Raw genomic sequence first — 23662 nt, forward strand, 5'->3', positions numbered from 1 at the left:
CCCTTGTCCGACGCAGACCCCTTTTCCGCTCCTCCGCCCCGTCCCGGCGGCCTCGCCGCGCGCGCTGCCGCGCAGCCGGCGGCCGGCTATCTCGCGGGCCTGAACCCGGAGCAGCGCCAGGCGGTCGAGGCGACGGGCGGCCCCGTTCTGGTGCTAGCCGGCGCCGGCACCGGCAAGACCCGCGTGCTCACCACCCGCATCGGCCACCTGATCTCGACCAGCCGCGCCTACCCTTCCCAGATCCTCGCCGTGACCTTCACCAACAAGGCGGCGCGCGAGATGAAGGAGCGCGTCGCCCATCTCGTCGGCCCGGTCGCCGAAGGCATGCCCTGGCTCGGCACCTTCCACTCGATCTCGGCAAAGCTCCTGCGCCGCCATGCAGAGCTGCTCGACCTGCGCAGCGACTTCACCATCCTCGATACCGACGACCAGATCCGCCTGATGAAGCAGGTGATACAGGCCGAGAACATCGACGAGAAGCGCTGGCCCGGCCGGATGCTGGCCGGCTTCATCGATAGCTGGAAGAACCGCGGCCTCGCGCCCAAGGATGTGCCCGCAGGCGAAGCGGCCGTCTTCGCCCATGGCAGGGGCGGCAAGCTCTACGCCGCCTATCAGGAGCGCCTGACGGCGTTGAATGCCGTCGATTTCGGCGATCTGCTGCTGCACTGCCTGACGCTGTTCCGCGACTATCCGGACGTGCTCCAGACCTATCACGACCGCTTCCGCTACATCCTCGTCGACGAGTATCAGGACACCAACACGGCCCAGTATCTCTGGCTGCGCCTCTTGGCGCAGGGCCGCCGCAACATCTGCTGCGTCGGCGACGACGACCAGTCGATCTATGGCTGGCGCGGCGCCGAGGTCGACAACATCCTGCGCTTCGAACACGATTTTCCGGGCGCGACCGTGATCCGGCTGGAGCGCAACTACCGCTCGACCGGCCATATCCTCGCCACCGCCTCGAAGCTGATCGCCCGCAACGAAGGCCGCCTCGGCAAGACGCTCCGCACCGAGGATGCGCTCGGTGAGAAGGTCACCATCACCGGCGCCTGGGACAGCCAGGAGGAAGCCCGCCTGATCTCCGACGAGATCGAGGCGATGCAGGCGAAGAAGCACAACCTCGCCGAGGTCGCGGTCCTCGTCCGCATCTCCGCCCAGATGCGCGAGATCGAGGAGCGCTTCGTCCAGGCCGGGGTGCCCTATCGCGTCATCGGCGGCCCGCGCTTCTACGAGCGCGCCGAAATCCGCGATGCGCTCGCCTATCTGCGCTGCGTCGTCTCGCCGACCGACGATCTCGCCTTCGAGCGCATCGTCAACGTCCCCAAGCGCGGGCTGGGCGACGCGACTGTCCAGCTCCTGCACAACCATGCCCGCGCCACCGGCTTCTCGCTGATGCAGTCGGCCCGCGCCGCGGTCGAGAGCGACGAGTTGAAGCCCAAGGCCCGCACGGCCTTGCGCGAGCTGGTCGAGGCCTTCGGCCGCTGGTCGGCGCGCGCCGAGCACATGCCCCAGGGCGAGCTCGCCGAATTGGTGCTGGAAGAGTCCGGCTACACCGAGATGTGGAAGAAGGACCGCTCGGCCGATGCTGCCGGGCGGCTCGAAAACCTCAAGGAACTCGTCCGCTCGCTCGATGAATTCCCAGACCTGCCGGCCTTCCTCGAACACGTCTCGCTGGTGATGGATGTCGGCGACGGCGAGGCCGAGGCGCGCGTCTCGATCATGACGCTGCACGCCGCCAAGGGTCTGGAATTCGACACAGTCTTCCTGCCCGGCTGGGAGGAAGGCCTGTTCCCGAACCAGCGCGCGCTCGACGAGAGCGGCCGCGCCGGGCTGGAAGAGGAGCGCCGCCTCGCCCATGTCGGCCTCACCCGCGCCCGCAAGAAGCTGAAGCTCTATTTCGCCTCGAACCGCCGCATACACGGCCTCTGGCAGACCAGCCTGCCCTCCCGCTTCATCGACGAATTGCCAGAGGAGCATGTCGAGGTCGAGCAGGCCCCGACCGCCTACGGCCAAGGCGGCTATGGCGCCTCGCGCTTCGACCGGATGGAAAGCTTCGGCTCGAGCTACAACACCCCGGGCTGGCAGCGCGCGCAGGAGAACCGCGCGAAGAACAGCGGCGGTGGCAGCGGATTCTCCGAAAGCGGCCGCGGCTTCGGCCAGGGCAGTTTCGGCGGCGGCTCTCGCCAGCGCGGCCCCCTGTTGATCGAGGGCGAGCTGACCGCGAAATCATCGGGCGAATCCGCCTATGGCGAGGGCGCCCGTGTCTTCCACGTCAAGTTCGGCCCCGGCTCGGTCGCCAGCGTCGACGGCAACAAGCTGACCGTCGATTTCGACAAGGCCGGCCGGAAGATGGTGCTGGACTCGTTCGTGCAAAAAGCGGGGTGATTTCTGGATCGCTGGGGACAACCGCAGTGGGATCGATTGAACAAAACAGGAACATCATTCAAAATGGGGCGATGTGGCGATATAGAATGCAGATCTGTCGCAAATCAGTAGGCATTGATGCTCAACAACAGCGCCGACATCATTCGCTGCCTCGAACGCGAGGGCTGGGAATGCGTGCGCATCACCGGCTCGCACCATGTCTTCAAAAAGCCCGGCGTCCGTGACACTATCGTCGTGCCGCACCCGAAGAAGAGTTTCGGACCCGGCCTCGTATTGAAGATCTACAAGCAGGCAGGCTGGCCGCGCGACTGACATGACCCATTACGTCGCCATCATCGAGGATGCAGGCTCCGACCATGCCGTCGGCGTCTGGTTTCCTGATCTGCCCGGCTGCTTCGCGGCCGGCGATACGCTGGATGAAGCCTTGCTCAACGCTCCGGAAGCCATTGCACTCTGGATCGAAGCCCAAGGCAGCCCGGCACCCCACGCTCGCACTCCCAGCGAATTGCGCAGTGATCCCGAGACCTCTGCGGACATGGCGGCGCACGCCATCGCCCTGATCCCGGCACCCGACCTATCGTTGCAGCCAGCCGCGGAGTAGAAGCAGCGCATCCTTGCTGCCTCTCCAACGATACGATCGACCATGCCTCCCGAGATCACCCTCACCGACGCCGAAGACGACGCTTTCCGCAAGCTGCTCGGCGAAGGCCTGAAGGACTATAACGACGAGGCGATCGGCCGGCACGATCGCCAGGAACTGCAGATCCGCATCGGCGACCCCGAAACCGGCAAGCCGATCGGCGGTCTCGCCGGTCGCACCTCGCTCGGCCTGCTGTTCATCGATACCGTCTACCTGCCGAAGAGCCTGCGCGGCACCGGTATCGGCAGCCGCATCCTCGCCATGGCCGAGGAGGAAGGGCGCCGGCGCGGCTGCAGCAAGGCCGTGCTCTTCACCATCAGCTTCCAGGCGCCGGAATTCTACAAGAAGCTCGGCTGGCAGGTTTTCGGCGAGATTGCCCCGAATCCGCCCGGCGCGACCCGGATCTACCTGACCAAGGATCTCTGAGGCTCAGGCGCCGCCTTCCCGCTCGCGAAACGCCTTCCGCGCGGCCGAAACCTCGGCGTAGTAAGTCTCGGCCCAGGTCCAGACTCCGCAGAAGGCGGCGCTGAGCTCGCGCCCCAGTTCCGTCAGCGTGTAGTCGACATGCGGCGGGATCACCGGGTGGACAGTGCGGATCACCAGCCCGTCGCGCTCCATCTCGCGCAATGTCTTGGTCAACATCTTCTGGCTGATGCCGCCGACGATCCGGCCGACTTCGGTGAAGCGTAGCGTGCCATGCTCCTCCAGCGCCTCCAGCACCAGCATCGTCCATTTGTCCGCGATCTGCGCGATGACCTGCCGGACCAGTGACTCCACCGCCGGGCTCACCGGAGGGATCGCTTCGCTGCGCTGATGCATCGCCGCCATCGCGGTTCGGATCGCCTGCATCGACACTCTCCTTTTGGTGCGTATGGCACTATAAAGCGCCTTCTTTCCATTGAAGAGTATGGGCGCCATCTCGTCTCGTGCAACCACGAGAGGGTCTCGCCATGAAGATTTCCGGAAACATCATCCTCATCACCGGCGGCGGCTCCGGCATCGGCCGGGCGCTGGCCGAGGCGCTGCACGCCAAGGGCAACAAGGTCGTCATAGCCGGCCGCCGCGAAGCCGTGCTCGATGCGATCACCGCGGCCAATCCCGGCATGGAAGCGATGCTGCTCGACATCCAGGACGAGGCCGATATCGCAGCCTTCGCCCGTAGGGCCGTCCAACGCTTCCCGCAGCTCAATGCCGTCATCAACAATGCCGGCATCATGAAGCCGGAGAACGTGCCGGCCGCCGAAAATCTCGCCATCGCCGAGGAGACGATCGCGACCAATCTGCTCGGGCCGATCCGCCTGACGGCCGCGCTGCTGCCGCATCTCCTGAAGCAGCCCAGCGCCACGGTCCTGAGCGTCTCCTCCGGCCTCGCCTTCGTGCCGCTGGCGGCGACCCCGACCTACAGCGCGACCAAGGCCGCGATCCACTCCTGGTCGATGAGCCTGCGCGAGCAGCTCAGGAACACGTCCGTCGAGGTCATCGAGATCGCCCCGCCTTATGTCCAGACCGAACTGCTCGGCCCGCATCAGGCGGTCGATCCGGCCGCGATGCCGCTCGCCGATTTCATCAGCGAGGTGATGACGATCCTCGAAACGCAACCTGAAGCCACTGAGGTCATCGTCGAGCGCTGCAAGCCGTTGCGCTTCGCCGAGGCGACCGGCACCCTCGGTCAGGTCTTCGCGGCGCTGAACGCCCAGCACGCCTGACCCTGATTTCAGTCATGGTCGCGGCAACCCGACCATGACAACCACGCCACACGCTGCTAAGGCCACCGCATGCGCGAAGGCCTCCTGCCAGCGACGGTCGCGACCGTCCTCGAACTCTCCACCTCGGGCGAACAGGCCCGGGCCCTGACCGAACTGCTGGGCGAGATCTTCGACCCCACCGAGACCGCGATTTCCGCCTTCGAGGTCGAGGACGGGATCACCACGCTCTCGATGAACATCCCGTGGAAGGTCGAGATCTATTTCGCCAACCCGCCCGACGAGGACGCGGTGCGCGACCTGCTGCGCCCGATCGTCGGCGAACTCGTCGACGACACGCCCTTCACCACGGTGAACACCAAGGACTGGGTCGCCAACAGCCTGGACGGCCTGAAGCCCGTCCGCGCCGGCCGTGTCCTCGTCCATGGCGCGCATGACCGGCACGTCGTCCGCACCAATGATGTCGCGATCGAGATCGAAGCCGCGCTCGCCTTCGGCACTGGCCATCACGGCACCACCGCTGGCTGCCTGCTCGCGCTCGACGCCGAATTGAAGAAGCGCCGCCCCCGCCATGGCATCGATATCGGCACCGGCACCGGCATTTTGGGACTCGCGCTCGCCAAGCAGATCAAGCGCAAGGTCGTCGCCGGCGATATCGACGCCGTCGCGGTCGAAGTCTCCGCCCATAACGCCCGGCTCAACCATGCCCCGAACGCGCTTGATCTTTATGTCGCGCCGGGCCTGCGCCATGCCAAGGCCTGGCGTCCCGGCCATTTCGATTTCGTCTTCGCCAATATCCTGGCCGGTCCGCTGAAGCGGCTCGCGCCGTCGATCGCGCGCGTGCTCTCGTCGAACGGCACGCTGATCCTGTCCGGCCTGCTGGCGATGGACGTCCCCGGCGTGGTCTCTGCCTATCGGCACCAGGGCGTCCATCTCGCCAGCCATTCGCTGCGCGAGGGCTGGGCGACGCTGGTCATGAAAAAAGGCGGCGCAGCCCCGAGGCCGCGCCGCCTTGCCTGACCTCCGGCGCCCGAGGGAAGCGCGAGGCCGTTACTCGGTCGGCTCAGAAGCCGATATAGCCGTACTTCTTCTCGGCATCGGCCTGCAGGCTGCGGGCATCGTGCCAGACGGCGGCGGTGAACTTCGCGGCGTCAGTGATCTGTTCGAAGATGTGCTTGATGATGGCGATCATGGTGGTGGTCCTCAAGGGTTGTCGGCTGCGCGGCTCGAGGCCGCAGCGGCGTGAATTCAGCGGCTGAAAGGCAGGGAGACGTCGCTCGAGAGCGTCGCGGACGGATAGCCGCCCAGTACGAGCTCTGCCTCGTTGACGAGGAGGTTGCGGGCGCGCAGTTCGCGGGCTGCGGAACGCGCACGGCTCACGACGAGCGCGGCATAGAAGCGCTGCATCAGCCCCGGCTTGTCGGAGCGGGTCTTGGCACCGGCCTGGACCGGTACGGGCAGCACGTCGGCATTGTTCAACACATACGTCATGGGTCCATCTCCGAAAAACGAAGGACAGTCCCGGTCGCTTCCTCGTTCTCTTATGCGTCCAAGGTGGGGTCATTTCGCACTTGCGAGAAGATATGTTCGCATATGCAAGATATGCAGAAAACGCATGCGATCCGCCAATATCCATTAATGTTTGCGTAGATTGCATAACCAATCAGCACAATGCGGTCCCGGCAGGCAGCGCCGTCCCACGGAACGGGCAGTGCCGCGCCCATGGATTTGCGCTGGCGCTTTCGGCGGTGCGAGGCGACGATGCCGCGACCTAAGCCGGACCTCGCCATGACCGATTCGACCCTGCCGACCTGCCGTTTCCAGTCCTTCTCCGAACCGAGCGACCCGAAGCTGGTTGCTGGTCGCGTAACCGCCCTGCGGAAAGCGCTCGCCGCGCAGGGTCTGGACGGCTTCGTCATCCCCCGCGCCGACGAACATCAGGGCGAGTACGTCCCGGCTCATATGGCGCGCCTGGCATGGCTGACCGGCTTCACCGGCTCGGCCGGCTATGCCGTGGTGCTGGCCGACAAGGCCGCGCTGATCGTCGATGGCCGCTACACGATCCAGTCGGCCGAGCAGACCGACACCGAAGTCGTCACGCCGGTCCGCATGGAAGAGACGCCGCTGGAACGCTGGGTCGAGCAGAACCTGCCGGCCGGCGGCAAGCTCGGCTACGATCCCTGGCTGCATACGGTCGACGGCCTCGCCCGGCTCGAAAAGGCAGTGGCGGCAGCCGGCGGCAGCCTCGTCGCGGTCAGGGCCAACCCGATCGACGCGCTCTGGAGCGACCGCCCGGCCCCGCCGGCCGCGCCGGTCAAGGCACATCCGGCCGCCTTCGCCGGCGAGGACAGCGTCTCGAAGCTCGCCCGCATTCAGAAAGCGCTGACCGAGGCCAAGGTCGACGCGCTCGTCGTCTCCGACCCGCATGCGCTGGCCTGGATCTTCAACATCCGCGGCGGCGATGTCGAGCACACGCCACTGCCACTCGGCTATTCGATCGTCCCACGCGAGGGCCGGCCGACCGTCTTCCTCGCGCCCGAAAAGATCACCAACGAGGCCGGCGACGCCATCGGTGCCGTCGGCGAGATCGCCCCTCCGGCCGATCTCGACAGGCAGATCGCGAAGCTCGGCGCTGCCAAGGCCAAGGTCCGGCTCGATGCGACGACCGCAGCCTCCGCGCTCGCGACGCTGATCCGCGATGCCGGCGGCACGCCCGATGCCGGCACCGACCCGGTCGCGCTGATGAAGGCGCGCAAGAACGCGGCCGAGCTCGACGGCGCCCGTAACGCTCATCTGCGCGACGGCGCCGTCATGGTGCGCTACCTCGCCTGGCTGGCGCGCGAGGCGCCGAAGGGCGGCCTGACCGAGATCGACGCGGTCGCCGCGCTGGAGGCCGAGCGCCTGAAGACCGGCCTGCTGAAGGATGTCTCCTTCACCACCATCGCCGGCGCCGGCCCCAATGCGGCTCTCCCGCATTACCGCGTCAGCGAGGCCTCGAACCGCAAGCTGGAACCCGGCATCTTCCTGGTCGATTCAGGCGGCCAGTACGAGGACGGCACCACCGACATCACCCGCACCATGGTTGTCGGCGAGCCGACCGCCGAAATGCGCGACCGCTATACGCGCGTGCTCAAGGGCCATGTCGCGATCTCGCGGCTGGTCTTCGTCAAGGGCACCTCGGGTGCGCAGCTCGACGCTTTCGCCCGGCTGCCGCTCTGGCAGGGCGGCTTCGATTTCGACCACGGCACCGGCCATGGCGTCGGCAGCTATCTCTCGGTGCATGAGGGGCCGCAACGCCTCTCCAAGCTCGGCACCACGCCATTGGAGCCGGGCATGATCCTCTCCAACGAGCCCGGCTACTACAAGGAAGGCGAGTACGGCATCCGCATCGAGAACCTGATCGTCGTCGAGGAGCGCCAGATCCCCGGCGCCGAGCGGACGATCTATGGCTTCGAGACGATCACCTGGTGCCCCTATGAGCGAGCCCTGATCGAGAAGGACATGCTCGATGCCGGCGAGGTCGCCTGGATCGACGCCTATCATGCCAAGGTCTGGGAGAAGCTTGCGCCACAGGTCGAGGGCGAGACGAAGGCCTGGCTGGAAGCGGCGTGCAGCGCATTGTGAGCCTGCCGGAGGCGGAAACACTTCTGGCGGCAGGAGCCGCCATTGTCATTCCGGGGCTTCGCGCAGCGAAGAACCCGGAACCCACGACTGCGTGAGATATCTTGTCTTCAGTGGCCCGCGGCTCGCCCAGTCGTGGGTTCCGGGTTCGCGCCTGAAGGCACGCCCCGGAATGACAAGGCTGGTCACGAAGTACTCAGGACTCTCAAGCCCGAGCACTACGGCCGTGGCTCACATCACCATCCTGAACCCGACCACCGCGATAACCCCGACAGCGACTACCCCCAGCAAGGGTAGCCGCGTCGCCGCCAGCGCCGTCATCGCTGCCGCGGCCGTCTCGGCCCAGCCGGTCGCAAGCGCGCTTGGCGCGATCACCGCGATCAGTACGGCCGGCGGTATCGCGTCGAAAGCGGCCTGCGCCCGCGGAGAGAGGCTGAGCCGCCCCGCCAGCGCCAGCCCGGCGACGCGCGTGAAATAGGTCACGATCGCCATGCCGAGAAAGGCCAGGAGATTGATCGGGTCGACGCTCATGCCTTGGCCTCCTCGGTGACCGGCTGCTCTTCGCCACCCGCCGCAAGCCAGGCCGCCAGCAATCCGCAAAGCGCCCCCGCCGCAACATGCCAGGGCGGCCCAACGAGCCGATAGGTCACCGCCGAAGCGATCCCGGCGGCGGCCACCGTCCAGAACGTCACCCTGCCCTTCCAGAAAGCGGCGACCAGCGCGATGAACAGCGCCGTGAAGGCGAAATCGGCGCCAAGCCGCTTGGGATCGCCGAGCACGGCGCCGATCATCGCACCGAGCGTCGAATTGATCAGCCAGCCCGAGACGAAGGGAATGACCATCGCGAACCAGTAGGCCGGCGTCAGGCGGTGCGTGCGGGCGCGCTTCTCGGCCAAGGCCCAGTTCTCGTCGGCCATGTAGTAGAGGCCGAGGAATTTCTGCCAGCGGCTGAAGCCCTGGAGCTTCGGCGCAAGCGAGGCCCCCATCAGCACATGGCGCGCATTGATCAGCAGCGTCGAGAACACCAGCGCGGCGACCGGCGCAGGGCTCGCCCAGAGCTCGATCGCGGCGAACTGCGCCCCGCCGGCGAAGACCATGATGCTCATCAGGAAGACTTCGAGCGGCGAGAGCCCCTTGCTGGCCGCGACCGCGCCGAAGAGCAACCCGATCGGCGCCGCAGCCACCGCGGCCGGCCAGATATCGCTCAGGCCGCGCCTGATGTCGTCACGCATCGTGGACATGGATTGTCGGTTCTCTTGGAGATTATCGTTCAGCCGGCATGCGCCGCGCGGAAGGCGCCGGGCGTCACCCCGAGGCGCGCCTTGAAGGCTCGCGTCAGATGCGGCTGGTCGCAGAACCCCGTCGCCGCCGCGACCTCACCCAGGCTCTCACCGCGCCGCAAGCGCTCGCGCGCCCGCCGGACCCGGACATCGATGAGATAGGCATGCGGCGTCAGCCCGGTCTCGCGCCGAAAGGCCCGAATGAGATGGTGGCGTGGCAACCCGGCCAATCGCGCGAGATCGGCCAGCGACAGGTCTTCCTCGTAGCGCGCCTCGATTGCCCGGCGCGTGCGCGCCACCGGCCCGTCCTCACGCCCGACCGCCTGCACCGACAGGTCGGCATGGCGCGCCAGCATATGGGCATAGGCGCGCAATAGCGCCTCCTCGCCCGCCAGCGCGTCGGTGCCCTCCTCCAGCAAACGATGCGCGGCGCTGAACAGCGCGGCACCCGCCGGATCCTGCACGACGGGATCGCGGAAGAACGGCGTGCCGACAGCCTCGTTTCCGGTCAGCGATGCCGCGATCTCCTGCATCAACTCGACGGAGGGGTAGCTCATCCGGTAGCGATAGCCGCCCTCGCTCGGCGCGCCGTCATGAACGTCGAGCGGGTGGTTCATGACGATATCGCCGGGACCGGCACGGAGCTTCTGCCCGCGCGCGTGCCAGATTTCGCAACCCATCTCGATCGTACCGATCGCATAGGTGTCATGGGCATGCGGGGCATAGGCATGGGTGCGGAAGGTCGCGGCGAGGAATTCGAGTCCGTCGAAACGCCGCGCGGCGAACAGGTGCGCGCTCTCCCCCGCCTTGAGCGGGGTCTCCAGCAAGGCCTGTTCCTGCGAGATCGACTGCATGCCCGAAGATAGCGCAGAAGCCCGCCGACCTGTCTTGAAGAAAAGTGATAGGGCGCATCACGCGCCCGATCGGTTCAGCCATCCGGAACTGAAGCGTCAAAGCGCGTGCGCAGCCGCGCCGGCACCCACACGCTCGGGGCTCTTCGACCCCAGCAGCAACACGCCCAGTCCACCGACCAGCGTCGCGACGGTCGCATAGGCGATGACGCCGAGCGTCCCGAAGCCATCGACCAGCAGGCCGCCGAAGATGGCCCCGCTCGCAATCGCGATCTGGAAAGCGGCGACGATCAGCCCGCCGGCCGATTCGGCCTCGTCCTCCGGCGCGACGCGCACCAGCCAGGTCTGGAAGCCGACGGGCAGCGCGCCGAAGGCGAAGCCCCAGAGCCCGACCGCGATGGCAGACGCAATCGGCGATGCGCCGACGAAGAGCAGGCTCACGCCCACCAGCGCGATCAGGAAGGCGCCGAAGATCACCGAGGCCTTGGCACTGCGCGCCGTGATCGCCCCGCCCGCGAAATTGCCGAAGAAGCCGCCGACGCCATAGGCCAGCAGGACGAGCGAGATCGCCTCGACCGAGAGCTTCGGGATCTGCTCCAGGAACGGGCGTACATAGGTGAAGCCCGCGAAATGCCCGGAGATCACCACGACGATGCCGGCGAGCACGAGCGCGATGCTGGGCTGGCCGAGCAGGCGAAACAGCGTGCGGATATCGGGCGAGCCGCGCGCCGGCAGGCGCGGCAGAACCGCGATCTGGATGACAAGCGTCGCGACGCCGACCAGCGCCGAGAGCCAGAACACGAAGCGCCAGCCCATCACGTTGCCGAGATAGGCCCCGATCGGCGCGGCGCTGACGGTGGCGAGGGAGACGCCGGCGAAGATCAGCGACATCGCCTTGGGCAAGGCGCTGGGCGGCACCAGCCGCATCGCGGTCGCCGCGACCATCGACCAGAAGGCACCGAGCCCAATGCCGAGCAGGACGCGGGCGAAGAGCAGCGTCGTCAGGTTGGTGGCGACGGCAGCGATGACGCTGGAGACGATCAGCAGGCCGGTCAGCGACCAGATCACGATGCGCCGGTCGATGCCGCGCGTCACGATGGCCGCGGCCAGGCCGGCGATGGCGCCGACGACGGCGGTCGCGGTCACGGCCTGCCCGGCCGCTCCGACGGAGACGCCGACATCGGCGGCCATCGGGGTCAGCAGGCTCGCGGGCAGGAACTCGGCCGTGACGAGGCCGAAGACGCCGAAGGTCAGGGATGTGACGGCAGCCCAGGCCGGCTTGTCTCGCGCCTCCTCGGCGCTGTCGTCGAATTCGATTGCAGTGGCAGACAGGGAATCTGACATGGGGGTCTCCATCAGGTCGCCGGAAGATGGGCGTGGCCCCATGGAGTTTCCATGCTATATCATCCGCATCTCATGACCGTTCGTCCAGGATTGCCATGACCGGCTCCGCCGACCACCTGACCGAGATGCTCCGGGGCCTGAGGCTCGACGGCGTCGATTACAGCCGCTGCCAACTGGCCGCGCCCTGGGGCGTCGCCTTCCCGCCGACCCATCAGGCCTATTTCCATTTCATCTCGCGCGGCGGTTGCTGGCTGAAGACGCCGGGCGGCGACTGGCTGGAGCTCGCCGATGGCGACGCCGTGCTGCTGCCCCGCGGCGGCGGCCATGTGCTTGCGAGTTCGCCCGAGGCCGTCGCCTCCCCGCCCTGCAACTGCCGGGTGTTGGAGGCCTATGGCAATGTCTTCGACGTCGAAGGCGGCGGCACAGGCGCTCACATGCTGCTCTTCACCGGGCGCATGACCTTCAATGTCGATCTCGACCACCCGTTGCTGCGCCTGATGCCGGACCTGATGCGGATGAACGATTTCATCGCCGACGAGCCCGGCCTCCCGCATCTGCTGGAAGCCATGGGCCGCGAGGTCGCGATGGACCGGGTCGGCGCCGGCGGCATGCTGGCGCGCCTCGCCGATGTGCTCGCGGCCGCGATCATCCGGGCCTGGGTCGAGCGCGGCTGCGGCGCCGCCAAGGGCTGGGTCGCGGCGGCGCGCTGCCCGACCATCGGCAAGGTGCTGGCAGCGATCCACGCCCATCCCGAGACCGACTGGACGGTCGAGAGCCTCGCCGAGCTGATGGGCGCTTCGCGATCAGGCTTCGCCGAGCGCTTCGCCGAGGTCGTCGGCGAGACGCCGGCCCGCTATGTCGCGCAGGTCCGGATGCATCAGGCCCGGCAATGGCTCGCCCGCGACAAGTTGCGGATCGCGGTGGTCGCCCAGCGCCTCGGCTACGAGTCGGAAGCCTCGTTCAGCCGCGCCTTCAAGCGCATCACCGGCCTGGCGCCGAGCCAGGTGCGGAGCGCGGGCGAAGCGCCGCCAGCCGCAATGTTCACGCCAGCAGTGGAAGCCGCGGAGTAGAACTCAGCCGCCGACTAGGTCGAACCACCCGGCCTCGTCGATCACCTCGACGCCGTGCTTGGCGGCATCCTTCAGCTTCGACCCCGCCCCTGGCCCGGCGACGAGCAGATCCGTCTTCGACGAGACCGAGCCCGCGACCTTGGCACCGAGCCGCTCGGCCATCGCCTTGGCCTCGTCGCGGGTCATCCGCTCCAGCGCGCCGGTGAAGACCACGATCTTGCCAGCGACGGGGCTGGCCGAGGCGACGGCCTCCAAGGGCTGCGGCGAGACCTGCGCCAGCAGCCGGTCGAGCAGTTCCTCGTTATGCGGCTCGCCGAAGAATTCGACGAGAGCCTCGACCACGGTCGGGCCGACGCTGTCGATCGCGCCGAGCTCCTGCCGCTCCGGCGAGTCCTCGTCGGCAGCCGCGATGCTCGCTGCCCGCAGCGCCTCGAACGAGCCGTAATGCCGCGCCAGCAGCCGCGCCGTCGTCTCGCCGATATGGCGGATGCCGAGCCCGAAGATGAAGCGATTGAGCGGCGGGGAACGCCGATCCTCGATCGCATCGAACAGCTTGGCGACGCTTTGAGTGCCGAAGCCTTCTTTGGCCTTGAGCTTCTTCAGCGGATTCGCCGCATCGCGTGCGGCGAGCGTGAAGATATCGGCCGGCTCCCGAACCGGCAGCTCTGCATCGCCATGAAAGAACTCAATCTGCTTGTCGCCGAGCCCGTCGATATCCAGCGCGTCGCGCGAGACGAAATGCTTGAGCCGCTCGACCGCTTGCGCCGGGCAGATCAGGCCTCCGGTGCAGCGGCGGATGGCGTCTTCCTTGCCGCTGCGCGGATTGAGCTCCCGCGTCGCATGGCTGCCGCAGGCCGGACAGAGCGTCGGGAATTCATAAGGCTTCGAATCCGCCGGGCGCTTGGCGAGATCGACCGCCTCGACGCGCGGGATGACGTCGCCCGCCCGCTTCACCGTCACCGTGTCGCCGATGCGGATATCGGTGCCGTCGCGGATCGGCAGCCCCTTGGAATCCAAGCCACGGATATAGTCTTCGTTATGCAGCGTCGCATTGGTCACTACGACGCCACCGACCGTGACCGGCTTCAGGCGCGCCACCGGCGAAAGCGCGCCGGTGCGGCCGACCTGGATGTCGATCGCTTCCAGCACGGTCGTCGCGAGCTCCGCCGGGAACTTATGCGCGATCGCCCAGCGCGGCGCGCGCGAGACGAAGCCGAGCCGGGCCTGCAGCGCGAGATCGTCGACCTTGTAGACCACGCCGTCGATATCGTAGCCGAGCGTCGCGCGCTGGCTCTCGATCAGCCGGTACTGCGCGATCAGTTCCGCGATGCTCTCGCAACGCTTCATCAGCGGGTTGGTGCGGAAGCCCCAGCGCCGGAACGCCTCGACCACGCCCCATTGTGTCGGGGCCGGAAGGACCGGCATCTCGCCCCAGGCGTAGGCGAAGAAGCGCAAGGGCCGCGCGGCGGTGACGCTGACATCGAGCTGCCGCAGCGACCCGGCCGCCGCATTGCGCGGATTGGCAAATTCGGGCAGCCCTTTCTCGCGCTGGCGCTCGTTGATCCCGGCGAAATCGGCATGGCCGAGATAGACCTCGCCGCGCACCTCGGCGACCTCGGGCACATCCGGCCCGGCGAGCGTCTTGGGAATTTCCGAGATGGTGCGGGCATTGAGCGTGACGTCCTCGCCCTCCTCGCCATCGCCGCGCGTCGCCGCCGCGACCAGCTCTCCCTTCTCGTAGCGCAGCGAGAGCGAGAGCCCGTCGATCTTCGGCTCGGCGGTGAAGGCGATGCCGCCTTCCTCCTCCTTCCGGCCGAGGAAGCGGTAGACCCGCCCGACGAACTCGGCGACGGCCTCGTCGGAAAAGGCATTGTCGAGCGAGAGCATCGGCGCGCGATGCCGGATCTTGGCGAATTTGCCGGATGGCTTGGCCCCGACCTTGGCGCTGACATCGCTCTCCTGCTTCAGCGCCGGAAAGGCCTCTTCCAGCGCGACGAGCCGGCGACGCTTCGCGTCATAAGCCGCGTCGTCCATGATCGGCTGATCGTCCTGGAAATAGGCGTCGTTCGCGGCCTGCACCTCGGCCGCCAGCAGCTTGTGCTCGGCCTTCGCCTTGCGCGGCGTCAGCTCTGCGATCGGCGTTTCGGAGGGGGCGGAATCTGCGGCGGCGCTCATGGCACAGCATTAGGCGAGATGCGCGCGACGAGAAAGGGCAGCAGCCTTTGCGACGGGCGCAGGACTGCGCCAGCCCGAATGTCTGCGACAAAACCGGCTTTCGCGCGTATAGTTTCCAGGCTGGGAATTGGAAGCTCGACGCCGCAGGCCGTTGACGCCAGGGATTTCGTCGACAGCCATATGGCGAACCGGGCCGGAACCGGGAGACACGCCATGGCCAATCTCGACGGCACAGTTCACGACATTGTTTCGCTCTCGCAGCCGCGCGTCAAAACCATCACGACGCGGGATCTGACCGAAGCGCTGCTGCGCGGCTGGGAGGATTTCAAGGCGCAGCCAAGCCACCTCGTCTTCATCGCCCTGATCTATCCTGTCGCCGGCATCCTGCTGGCGCAGCTCACCGTGAGCTACAACATCTTCCCTCTGCTCTTCCCGCTGCTCTCGGGCTTCGCGCTGCTGGGGCCCTTCGCCGCGATCGGGCTCTATGAGATCAGCCGGCGCCGGGAAAAGGGCATGGATACCTCCTGGATGCACGCCTTCGCGATCCTGCGCTCGCCCTCGATCGGGCAGATAGCCCTGCTCGGCGCGATGCTGACCGGGATCTTCCTTGCCTGGCTCTTCAGCGCCTGGTTCCTCTATCGCAGCCTGCTCGGCCTGCCGGCCGATGTCTCGACCGCCGACTTCCTGCGCGCCGTGTTCACCACGGCCGACGGATGGATCATGATGGTGATCGGCAACGCGATCGGCATGCTGCTGGCGATCCTCGCCTTCTCGATCTCGGTCGTCTCCTTCCCGCTGATCATCGATCGGCACGTCGATGCGCCGACAGCGATTCGCACCTCGATCGCCGCCGTCGAGGCCAATCCGCGCGTGATGATGATCTGGGGCCTGATAGTGACGGGCTTGCTCGTGCTCGGCTGCCTGCCGATGCTGGTTGGCCTGATCGTGGTCATGCCGGTGCTCGGCCATGCCACCTGGCATCTCTACCGCAAGGTCGTCGGCTGAGGTCGTCGGGCGCCAAGGGGAACCTTTGGCGCCCAAAACGGGTTCACCCCCTGCCAGATCGAGCCGCAAGGCTCCATTCCGTCAGGGGGCTTTTCATGAACAACATCATTTATCTCGTCGGCCTCGTCGTGGTCGTGCTCGCCATTCTGTCCTTCCTCGGCCTGCGCTAAGGAAGGGGCGGAAAGCGCTCATCCAAAGGGCGGCGACGCGAAGCGCACCGATCTTCAAAGAAATAGCGCCGTCATCCCGGGCTTGACCCGGGATCCATCCCAGAGCGCAAAGCCCTACGATGGATCCCAGAGCTGCGCTGCTTTGCAGCCTGTCCGGGATGACGGCGCTTTTGTGTAAAGGCCGAAGCTCAGCCGCGAGGGCCGCCGCGCGGCTTGCCCTTGCCGAAGGGCTTGGGACCGCCCGGGCGCCCGCCCTCTGGCTTGCCGGCGAAAGGCTTGCCCTTCCCCGCAAACGGCTTCTTGAAACCACCGGGCTTGCCATCGTCCCGACGCGGCGGACGCGCGTCGTCGCGCGAGGGCCTGCTGTCGGCGCGATAGGGCTTGCGATCGTCCCCACGTGGCCCACGCTGCTCGCCGTCGCGCGGCGGGAAGGGTTTGCGTGCTCCCCGATCCTCACCAGAAGCCTGATCGTCGCCCCAGCTCTTCCGCGGCGCGGCCGGACGCTCGGCCTTGTCTGCGAAGGACTTGGCCGGGCGGCGCTCGGCCTCGGTCGTCGGCTCGATCACGATCTTGTCGCGATCCGGAATGCGCACCGAATCGTAGAAGCGATCGGCGACATCGGCATCGATCTCGACCTTGGTCTCACGGTCGAAGATGCGGATCGCGCCGACCTCGTCGCGCGTGATCCGGCCGCGACGGCACAGCATCGGCAGGAGCTGGCGCGGGTCGGCGCCCTGCTTGCGGCCGATATCCAGGCGGAACCAGACGGTATCGCCACGCGGGCCGGCGGGCTTGCGCGGGCGCTCGCCATCCTCGCCCTCGTCGCGCCTGGCGCCGAACGTGCGCTTGGCAGCATAGTCCTCGTTGGTGCGGGCCGGACGGCGCTCGTCGCGGCCGAAGCCGGGATCGCCGACCTCTTCCGCCGCCGGCAGGCGGGCACGGTAGAGCCGGACCAAAGCGGCGGCGATGTCGCGCGCCTCGCGGCCTGCCATCAGCGCTTCGATCATGCCGGCATCGTCCTCGGAACCGTCGCCGTTGAGCAGCGGATCGGAGAGCAGGCGCTCCTGATCGAGGACGCGGATTTCCTCTTCCGTCGGCGGGCCGATCCACTCGGCCTCGACCTTGGCTTCCATCAGCAGGCGCTCGGCCTTGCGGCGGCGCGACTGCGGCACGAGCAGGACGCTGGTGCCCTTGTTTCCGGCGCGGCCGGTGCGGCCCGAGCGATGCTGCATCACCTCGGAATCGTTCGGCAATTCGGCATGGATGACGAGGTCGAGCCCCGGCAGGTCGATACCGCGCGCCGCGACATCGGTCGCGACGCAGACCCGCGCCCGGCCGTCGCGCAGCGCCTGCAGCGCGGCGTTGCGCTCGTTCTGACCGAGTTCGCCCGACAGCGCGACGGAGGTGAAGCCGCGCTCGAGCAGGATCGCCTCGAGATGGCGCACGGCATTGCGGGTGTTGCAGAAGACCAGCGCCACCGGCGCATTGTGGAAGCGCAGCAGGTTGACGACGGCAAGCTCCGCTTCCTTCGGGAACACGCGCACGGCCTTGTAGGCGATATCGGCATGGCCGCGCCGGGTCGCTTCCACTTCGATACGCAGCGCATCGCGCTGGTAGCTCTGGGCGAGCTGGACGATCGCCTTCGGGAAGGTCGCCGAGAACAGCAGGCTGCGGCGGCTTTCGGGCGCCGTCTTCAGGATGAATTCGAGATCGTCGCGGAAGCCGAGATCGAGCATCTCGTCGGCCTCGTCCAGCACGACCGCCTTCAGCGCGGAAACGTCGAGGCGGCGGCGCTCGATATGGTCGCGCAGGCGGCCGGGCGTGCCGACGACGATATGCGCGCCCTCGTCGAGCAGCATCGCTTCGCGGCGCGGGTCCATGCCGCCGACACAGGAGATCACCCGCGCGCCGGTCTGGGCGTAGAGCCAGGCGAGTTCGCGCTGCACCTGCAAGGCAAGCTCACGTGTCGGCGCGATGATCAGGGCGAGCGGCTCAGCGGCCGGGCCAAGCTTCTCGGCCGTGCCCAGCAGGGTCTCGCCGATGGCGAGCCCATAGGCGATGGTCTTGCCCGAGCCGGTCTGCGAGGAGACCAGCAGGTCGCGCCCGCGGGCAGCGTCTTCGATGACGGCGCTCTGCACCGGCGTCGGGTCGGAGTAATTGCGATCGGCGAGCGCGCGCGCGAGCGGCGGGCTCGTGAGGGAAAAGGACATACGATAAAGGCCTAAGGGTTGCGGCGCCGATGAAGGGACGGCGCGAAAGCGTGAGCGATGGATTCAGGCGGCACTAGAGCATCGGACCGAAAGGCAGAATGCACTTTTCGGCAAATCCGATGCCAAAACAAAGAGCCAGATCGCCCCCCGTCGTCCCGAAGGACATATGGCGATCTAACGGGCATGCTGCACCATCGGATGACAGCGGCTCATAGAGCAAAGCGATACAAAAGGAAATGCGGCATTCCCGCGCCCCGCGCAGGGCTGAGCCGGGCCGGACGCGCCTTGCCGGCTGGGTGGCGGCCCCACTAGCTTCCAGGCTTCACCGAACGCGCTGATGCCGAAGCGGAGAACAGCCATGGTCCAGCATGCCCGCCGCATCGGCGCCTATGAGCTATTGATCCTGCATGACGGTGTCTTCGAAGCGCCGCTCGACGTTCTGATCCATGCCGATGGAGAGGCGGCGCGCGACGAGGCTGTCACGCGCTGGGGCAAGCCGAAGGTCAGCATCATCGTCAACTGCTTCGCGCTGAAGGGCCGGGATGGGATCACGATGATCGATGCAGGCACCGGCCCGTCCTGGGGCGCGGCGATGGGCCATCTCCCCGGCCGCCATGGCCGCCGCCGGAATCGCGCCCGAGGACGTCGCCCATATCCTGATCACTCATCTCCATGGCGACCACGCGCTCGGCCTGTTCGACGGCGACAAGCCGTTTTTCCCGAATGCCGAGATCACCGTGCCCGAGGCCGATTTCGGCTTCTACGGCGACGAGGCCAATCGCGCCCGGACGCCCGAGAAGAAGCAGGGCGCCTTCGCCATCACTGCGACGCTAAAGAAACTCTATGCCGGCCGCATCCGCTCCATTCCAGCCGGGGCGGCCCGGCCCGGCATTTCACTGATCGCCCTGCCCGGCCATACCTTCGGCCATAGCGGGTACCTGATCGAGGGCGCGGACGAGAGCCTGCTGCTCTGGGGCGATGCGCTGCATCTCTCCGATCTCCAGGCCTCCGACCCGGATATCGGCTTCGTCTATGATTTCGACGCCGCGACCGCGCTCGCCTCCCGCCGCGGCATCCTGGAACGCGCCACGCACGAGAACTGGCTCGTCTCCGGCGGGCATGTCGAAGGCTTCAGGCGGGTCGTGAAGAAGGGCGCAGGTTACGAATTGCAGCCGGCCTGACGGCTTCAGCTACGCAAGCCCGCCGCTTCCAGCAGGCGGCCGGCGGCGGCGCGGGCCTCCTCGGTGATCGAGGCGCCGGCCAGCATCCGCGCGATCTCCTCGCGCCGCGACTGGTCGGCCAGCGCCGTGACCCGCGTCACCGTGCGCGAGGCCTCGCCCTCCCCCGCCGATTTGGCGATCAGGAAATGCTGCCCGGCCTTGGCCGCGACCTGCGGCGCATGCGTCACCGAGATCACTTGCACCCGACCAGCCAGCCTCGCCAGTCGTTCGCCGATCGCGTCGGCCACGGCGCCACCGACGCCGGTATCGATCTCGTCGAAGACCAGCGTGGGAGCCGAGCCGCGCTCGGCCAAAACGACCTTGAGCGCCAGCATGAAACGCGAAAGCTCGCCGCCGGACGCGACCTTCATCATCGGCCCCGGCCGCGTGCCCGGATTGGTCTCGACCCAGAACTCGACCTTGTCGAAGCCTTCCGGCCCGCGCGCGTTCTCGTCGCTGTCGATGCGGGTGATGAAGCGAGCCCGCTCCAGCTTGAGCGGCGGCAATTCGGCCTTCACAGCGGCATCGAGCCGCGCCGCAGCCGCCTGCCGCGCCTCGGACAAGGCTCGCGCCAGCCCGACAAAAGCGGCTTCCGCCTCGCTCAATTCCGCTTCAAGCCGTGACAGCGACGATTCGCTCTCGTCCAGCGCGGCGAGATCGCTCGCCATCGTCGCCGCCAGCACGGAGAGCCCGTCGACCGGCACGTCGTACTTCCGGCCCGCGGCCCGGAGCGCGAACAGCCGCTCCTCGATACGCTCCTGCTCGCGCGGATCGTATTCGGCCGCGCGTGTCGCGGCGGCGAGCGCCTCGCCGGCTTCTTCCAGCGCGACGATCGCGGTGTTGAGCGCCGCGATCGAGGGATCGACCAGCTCCGGCGCCTGGCTCGCCCGGCGCTCCAGCCGGCGCAGCACGGCGGCCAGCGTCGGAATGGCAGAGGATTGCCCGCCGACCGCCTCATAGGCTTCGTTGAGATCGCGCGCGACCTTCTCGGCCTGCATCATGCCCTGTCGGGTTGCGGCGAGCGCATCCTCCTCGCCGGCCTGCGGCGCAAGCTTGCCGAGTTCCTCGACGGCATGGCGTAGGAAATCCGCTTCCTTGCGCGCCGCCTCGACGCGCAAGCGCTGCGATTGCAGGGCTTGCCGTGCCCGCTTCAACGTCTCGCTCGCTCCGGCGACCGCTTCGGCCTGCGCCTCCAGCCCGCCGAAACCGTCGAGAATCGTGCGGTGCTGCGCCGGATCGGTCAGAGCGCGGTCGTCATGCTGGCCATGAATCTCGACGATAGCGGCGCCGACCATGCGCAGGATCTGCACCGAGACCGGCTGGTCGTTGATGAAGGCACGGGTGCGGCCGTCGGCATATTGCACGCGGCGCAGGATGAGATCGCCATCGGTGTCGATCTCCTGCGCCTGCGCCAGCTTGCGCGCCGGATGCTGGAGCGGCAGGTCGAAGACGGCGCTGACCTGGCCTTGCGCTTCGCCATGGCGCACGAGCGAGCCATCGCCGCGCCCGCCGAGCGCGAGCGCGAAGCCGTCGAGCAGGATCGACTTGCCGGCGCCGGTCTCGCCGGTGAGCACGCTCAGCCCCTCATGAAAGCCGAGATCGAGCCGGTCGATCAGGACGATGTCGCGAATCGAGAGTTGCGCCAGCATCGGCGCTCAACCCCATTTTCGGATCTGGCAGGATCGCCCGTGGCCCGTCATGCAAGGGGCGCCCTATCCGTCAGAAACGGTTGATCCCGATGATGCCGCCAACCGTGCGCGAGACGCCCTGGAAGGCGCGGCTGATATAGGAACCGCGATCTTCGCGCGGCTCCAGGCCGCCGCTCTGCAGCAGGCTGTAGGCGTCCTTGTACCACGGGCTGTCCGGGAAATTGTGCCCGAGCACGGCCGCCGCCGTCTGCGCCTCGTTGGTGATGCCGAGCGCCATATAGGCCTCCGCCAGGCGCATCAGCGCCTCCTCGACATGGCGCGTGGTCTGGTACTTGATGATGACCTCGCGGAAGCGGTTCACCGCGCCGGTATAGTTGCGCTTCTCCAGGTAGTAGCGCCCGACATTCATCTCCTTGCCGGCGAGCTGGTCGCGCGCCACCAGGAGCTTCTCCTTGGCGTCGAGCACGTATTCCGACTTCGGATAGGTGGCGATGAGCTGCTCCAGCGCCTGGATCGCCTGGCCGGTGCGCTCCTGATCGCGGGTCGCGTCCGGGATCTGGTTATAATAGGACATCGCCAGGATGTACTGGGCATAGGCCGCGTCCGGGCTCGCCGGGTTCTGGGCGATGAAGCGCTTCGAGGCGGTGATCGCCTCTTCCCACTTGCTGGCCTGGAAATTGGTGTAGGCCGTCATCAGCAGGCCCCTGCGGGCATAGGGTGAGAACGGCGCGGACTTGTCGATGTCCTCGAACTTCTTCGAGGCGCCTTCGCTGTCGCCGTTCTGCAGACGGGCGAGGCCCTCGTTATAGAGCTTGTCGGCCGGGGTCGGCTCGGTCAGGTCCGGCTTGTAGACCTCGGGCTTGTCGAAGGGGTTGAGCGACGACAGGGTATCGCAGCCGCCAAGCAGCAAGGCGGCGCCCAGGGCGAGGGCGATACCCCTGCGCTGCGAAAGACCGCGATGGATTGCCGGTAGGCTTTGCCGCGTCACGCTCACGTCGTCCGTCCTCTTTCGATCGTCCCTCAGGCATCGGGCCGAAAAGCGGAAGCCACTTTTCGGGATGATCCGATGCTGAAACCGAGGCTGGCCATTTTGCGTCTGGTTAGGACGCATGGCGGTCCAGTCTCCGGGAAGCATGCCTTACCTCAGACGCTTCCCCCGCGCCACTGCCGAAAAACGGTTATGACGGGATTCCGCACGGATGCGGCATCTGGGACAAAAACCCGGCAAATGGAAGGCGAAGCAGCCTTGACCCGCGTTTTAGTGCAGATCCGGCGCGAAAGCAGCCGGAGCGACCGCCGCCATCTGCACGGCGCGCGGCGCCGCGAAGACCGGCTGGGATTCGACGATCGCGAAATTCGCGCGGTCGTCGAACAGCGCCTGGAGGATCTGGACGTTCATCCGGTGACCGCCGCAATAGGAGCGGAACTCGCCGATGATCGGATAGCCCGCGAGCGCGAGGTCGCCGATCGCGTCGAGCACCTTGTGGCGCACGAACTCGTCGCCGTAGCGCAGGCCCTCGGGGTTGATCACCTTGTCCTCGCCGACGGCGACGGTGTTGTCGAGCGAGGCGCCCTGGGCGAAGCCAGCCTTCCAGAGCTGCTCGACATCGCGCATGAAGCCGAAGGTGCGGGCCTTCGAGATCTCGCTGGCATAGGCCTGGGCATCGAGATCGAAGATCTTGCGCTGGCGACCGATCACGACGCTGTCGAAATCGATCTCGACATCGAGGCGGAAGCCATGCTCGGCCGGGGCGAGCTCGGCGAAGGCGCGGCCCTGTTCGATGCGGACCGGCTGGAGAACCTTGAGATAGCGGCGCGGCGCGGCGAGCGTGGTCATGCCGGCTGCCTCGATGGCGGCGACGAATTCGCGGGCGCTGCCGTCCATGATCGGCATTTCCGGCCCGTCGATCTCGACCAGCACGTTGTCGAGGCCCATGCCGGCGCAGGCCGACATCAGGTGCTCGATGGTCGAGACCGAGGCCGGGCCGCGGTCGCCGATCACGGTGCAGAGCTCGGTGGCGCTGACCTTGGTGTGCTTGGCGTGGATAAGCTGGGGCGGCATGCCCTCGATGCCCGTCCGCAGGAAGACGACGCCGGAATTGGCGCTGGAGGGCTTGAGGCAGATGCTGGCGGGAGCGCCGGAATGAACGCCGATGCCTGTCAGGGTCACGGCTGCCCGCAAGGTCGTCTGCCGATCGAAGGTCATTCGGTTATCCAATCCTGATCACCGGGTTCAGCCTGCTCTCCGCCAGGGCGAAGGTGGCACGGTCCGGCGATGTCTATCCAAGGCCGGCACCGGAGCAGACCCGGCGACGCTGTCGTTCTGATGCGCCGCAAGA

23 protein-coding genes are annotated in these 23662 nt (G+C 67.3%); 10 read left to right on the plus strand and 13 right to left on the minus strand.

Annotated features, from left to right (window positions below):
- The first annotated feature begins 3 nt into the window (after positions 1-3).
- The 4 genes from Q9235_RS00435 to Q9235_RS00450 all read left to right on the plus strand — a co-directional run bounded on the left by Q9235_RS00435 (position 4) and on the right by Q9235_RS00450 (position 3451).
- A complete protein-coding gene (locus Q9235_RS00435; RefSeq protein WP_306224801.1) occupies positions 4-2385 on the plus strand; it encodes an ATP-dependent helicase in 2382 nt (793 codons plus the stop codon).
- Between the two features lie 117 nt (positions 2386-2502).
- Complete coding sequence (locus Q9235_RS00440; protein WP_306224802.1) at positions 2503-2697, plus strand: type II toxin-antitoxin system HicA family toxin; 195 nt, start codon at positions 2503-2505, stop codon at positions 2695-2697.
- A 1-nt stretch (position 2698) separates the two neighbouring features.
- The gene (locus Q9235_RS00445) at positions 2699-2986 is read left to right on the plus strand and encodes a type II toxin-antitoxin system HicB family antitoxin (RefSeq protein ID WP_306224803.1); all 288 of its coding nucleotides are present in this window, start codon (positions 2699-2701) and stop codon (positions 2984-2986) included.
- Positions 2987-3028: 42 nt separating this feature from the next.
- On the plus strand, positions 3029-3451 hold the full coding sequence (locus Q9235_RS00450; protein ID WP_306224804.1) for a GNAT family N-acetyltransferase: 423 nt from the start codon (positions 3029-3031) through the stop codon (positions 3449-3451).
- Between the two features lie 3 nt (positions 3452-3454).
- Here Q9235_RS00450 and Q9235_RS00455 read toward each other — a convergent pair whose 3' ends face one another.
- A complete protein-coding gene (locus tag Q9235_RS00455; RefSeq protein WP_422678252.1) occupies positions 3455-3874 on the minus strand; it encodes a winged helix-turn-helix transcriptional regulator in 420 nt (139 codons plus the stop codon).
- 101 nt (positions 3875-3975) lie between these two features.
- Between Q9235_RS00455 and Q9235_RS00460 the strand changes: the two genes are divergently transcribed.
- On the plus strand, positions 3976-4731 hold the full coding sequence (locus Q9235_RS00460; protein WP_306224805.1) for an SDR family oxidoreductase: 756 nt from the start codon (positions 3976-3978) through the stop codon (positions 4729-4731).
- Between the two features lie 69 nt (positions 4732-4800).
- Positions 4801-5748 (plus strand): 50S ribosomal protein L11 methyltransferase, encoded by a 948-nt coding sequence (locus tag Q9235_RS00465; protein ID WP_306224806.1) that lies wholly within the window; start codon positions 4801-4803, stop codon positions 5746-5748.
- Positions 5749-5791: 43 nt separating this feature from the next.
- On the opposite strand, the gene Q9235_RS00470 is transcribed toward Q9235_RS00465, so the two are convergent.
- Together Q9235_RS00470 and Q9235_RS00475 are read right to left on the minus strand one after the other, a co-directional pair.
- Positions 5792-5920: a hypothetical protein gene (locus Q9235_RS00470; protein WP_306224807.1), complete on the minus strand. Its 129-nt coding sequence runs from the start codon at positions 5918-5920 to the stop codon at positions 5792-5794.
- A gap of 56 nt (positions 5921-5976) precedes the next feature.
- Positions 5977-6219, minus strand: a complete 243-nt coding sequence (locus tag Q9235_RS00475) for a hypothetical protein (protein ID WP_306224808.1) — start codon at positions 6217-6219, stop codon at positions 5977-5979.
- Positions 6220-6516: 297 nt separating this feature from the next.
- Between Q9235_RS00475 and Q9235_RS00480 the strand changes: the two genes are divergently transcribed.
- Positions 6517-8352 carry an aminopeptidase P family protein gene (locus tag Q9235_RS00480; RefSeq protein WP_306224809.1) on the plus strand — a complete coding sequence of 612 codons (1836 nt, stop codon included), beginning with the start codon at positions 6517-6519 and terminating at the stop codon, positions 8350-8352.
- Between the two features lie 228 nt (positions 8353-8580).
- Here Q9235_RS00480 and Q9235_RS00485 read toward each other — a convergent pair whose 3' ends face one another.
- The 4 genes from Q9235_RS00485 to Q9235_RS00500 all read right to left on the minus strand — a co-directional run bounded on the left by Q9235_RS00485 (position 8581) and on the right by Q9235_RS00500 (position 11824).
- Positions 8581-8880: an AzlD family protein gene (locus Q9235_RS00485; protein WP_306224810.1), complete on the minus strand. Its 300-nt coding sequence runs from the start codon at positions 8878-8880 to the stop codon at positions 8581-8583.
- A complete protein-coding gene (locus tag Q9235_RS00490) occupies positions 8877-9590 on the minus strand; it encodes an AzlC family ABC transporter permease (protein ID WP_306224811.1) in 714 nt (237 codons plus the stop codon). Before Q9235_RS00490 ends, Q9235_RS00485 begins: the two co-directional genes overlap by 4 nt.
- A 29-nt stretch (positions 9591-9619) precedes the next feature.
- Positions 9620-10483 (minus strand): AraC family transcriptional regulator, encoded by an 864-nt coding sequence (locus Q9235_RS00495; protein ID WP_306224812.1) that lies wholly within the window; start codon positions 10481-10483, stop codon positions 9620-9622.
- A gap of 96 nt (positions 10484-10579) precedes the next feature.
- The gene (locus tag Q9235_RS00500) at positions 10580-11824 is read right to left on the minus strand and encodes an MFS transporter (protein WP_306224813.1); all 1245 of its coding nucleotides are present in this window, start codon (positions 11822-11824) and stop codon (positions 10580-10582) included.
- Between the two features lie 95 nt (positions 11825-11919).
- Between Q9235_RS00500 and Q9235_RS00505 the strand changes: the two genes are divergently transcribed.
- Positions 11920-12894: an AraC family transcriptional regulator gene (locus tag Q9235_RS00505; RefSeq protein WP_306224814.1), complete on the plus strand. Its 975-nt coding sequence runs from the start codon at positions 11920-11922 to the stop codon at positions 12892-12894.
- A gap of 3 nt (positions 12895-12897) precedes the next feature.
- Here Q9235_RS00505 and ligA read toward each other — a convergent pair whose 3' ends face one another.
- Positions 12898-15069, minus strand: a complete 2172-nt coding sequence (gene ligA, locus Q9235_RS00510) for an NAD-dependent DNA ligase LigA (protein ID WP_306224815.1) — start codon at positions 15067-15069, stop codon at positions 12898-12900.
- A 213-nt stretch (positions 15070-15282) separates the two neighbouring features.
- Here ligA and Q9235_RS00515 point away from each other — a divergent pair, with 213 nt between their 5' ends.
- A complete protein-coding gene (locus Q9235_RS00515) occupies positions 15283-16074 on the plus strand; it encodes a DUF2189 domain-containing protein (protein WP_306224816.1) in 792 nt (263 codons plus the stop codon).
- 358 nt (positions 16075-16432) lie between these two features.
- Here Q9235_RS00515 and Q9235_RS00520 read toward each other — a convergent pair whose 3' ends face one another.
- Together Q9235_RS00520 and Q9235_RS00525 are read right to left on the minus strand one after the other, a co-directional pair.
- On the minus strand, positions 16433-18454 hold the full coding sequence (locus Q9235_RS00520) for a DEAD/DEAH box helicase (RefSeq protein WP_306224817.1): 2022 nt from the start codon (positions 18452-18454) through the stop codon (positions 16433-16435).
- Positions 18455-18848: 394 nt separating this feature from the next.
- Positions 18849-19070 (minus strand): hypothetical protein, encoded by a 222-nt coding sequence (locus Q9235_RS00525; protein ID WP_306224818.1) that lies wholly within the window; start codon positions 19068-19070, stop codon positions 18849-18851.
- Here Q9235_RS00525 and Q9235_RS00530 point away from each other — a divergent pair.
- Positions 19069-19635 carry an MBL fold metallo-hydrolase gene (locus Q9235_RS00530; protein WP_306224819.1) on the plus strand — a complete coding sequence of 189 codons (567 nt, stop codon included), beginning with the start codon at positions 19069-19071 and terminating at the stop codon, positions 19633-19635. The two genes, Q9235_RS00525 and Q9235_RS00530, sit on opposite strands and share 2 nt — an antisense overlap.
- Before the next feature lie 5 nt (positions 19636-19640).
- On the opposite strand, the gene recN is transcribed toward Q9235_RS00530, so the two are convergent.
- The 3 genes from recN to lpxC form a co-directional block, all read right to left on the minus strand.
- Positions 19641-21323, minus strand: a complete 1683-nt coding sequence (gene recN, locus Q9235_RS00535) for a DNA repair protein RecN (RefSeq protein WP_306224820.1) — start codon at positions 21321-21323, stop codon at positions 19641-19643.
- A gap of 70 nt (positions 21324-21393) precedes the next feature.
- Complete coding sequence (locus tag Q9235_RS00540) at positions 21394-22287, minus strand: outer membrane protein assembly factor BamD (protein WP_422678336.1); 894 nt, start codon at positions 22285-22287, stop codon at positions 21394-21396.
- Positions 22288-22581: 294 nt separating this feature from the next.
- Entirely contained in the window at positions 22582-23529 is a 948-nt protein-coding gene (lpxC, locus tag Q9235_RS00545; protein WP_306224821.1) for a UDP-3-O-acyl-N-acetylglucosamine deacetylase, read from the minus strand.
- Positions 23530-23662: the final 133 nt, after the last annotated feature.

Source organism: Bosea beijingensis (assembly GCF_030758975.1).
GTDB classification, from domain to species: domain Bacteria; phylum Pseudomonadota; class Alphaproteobacteria; order Rhizobiales; family Beijerinckiaceae; genus Allobosea; species Allobosea beijingensis.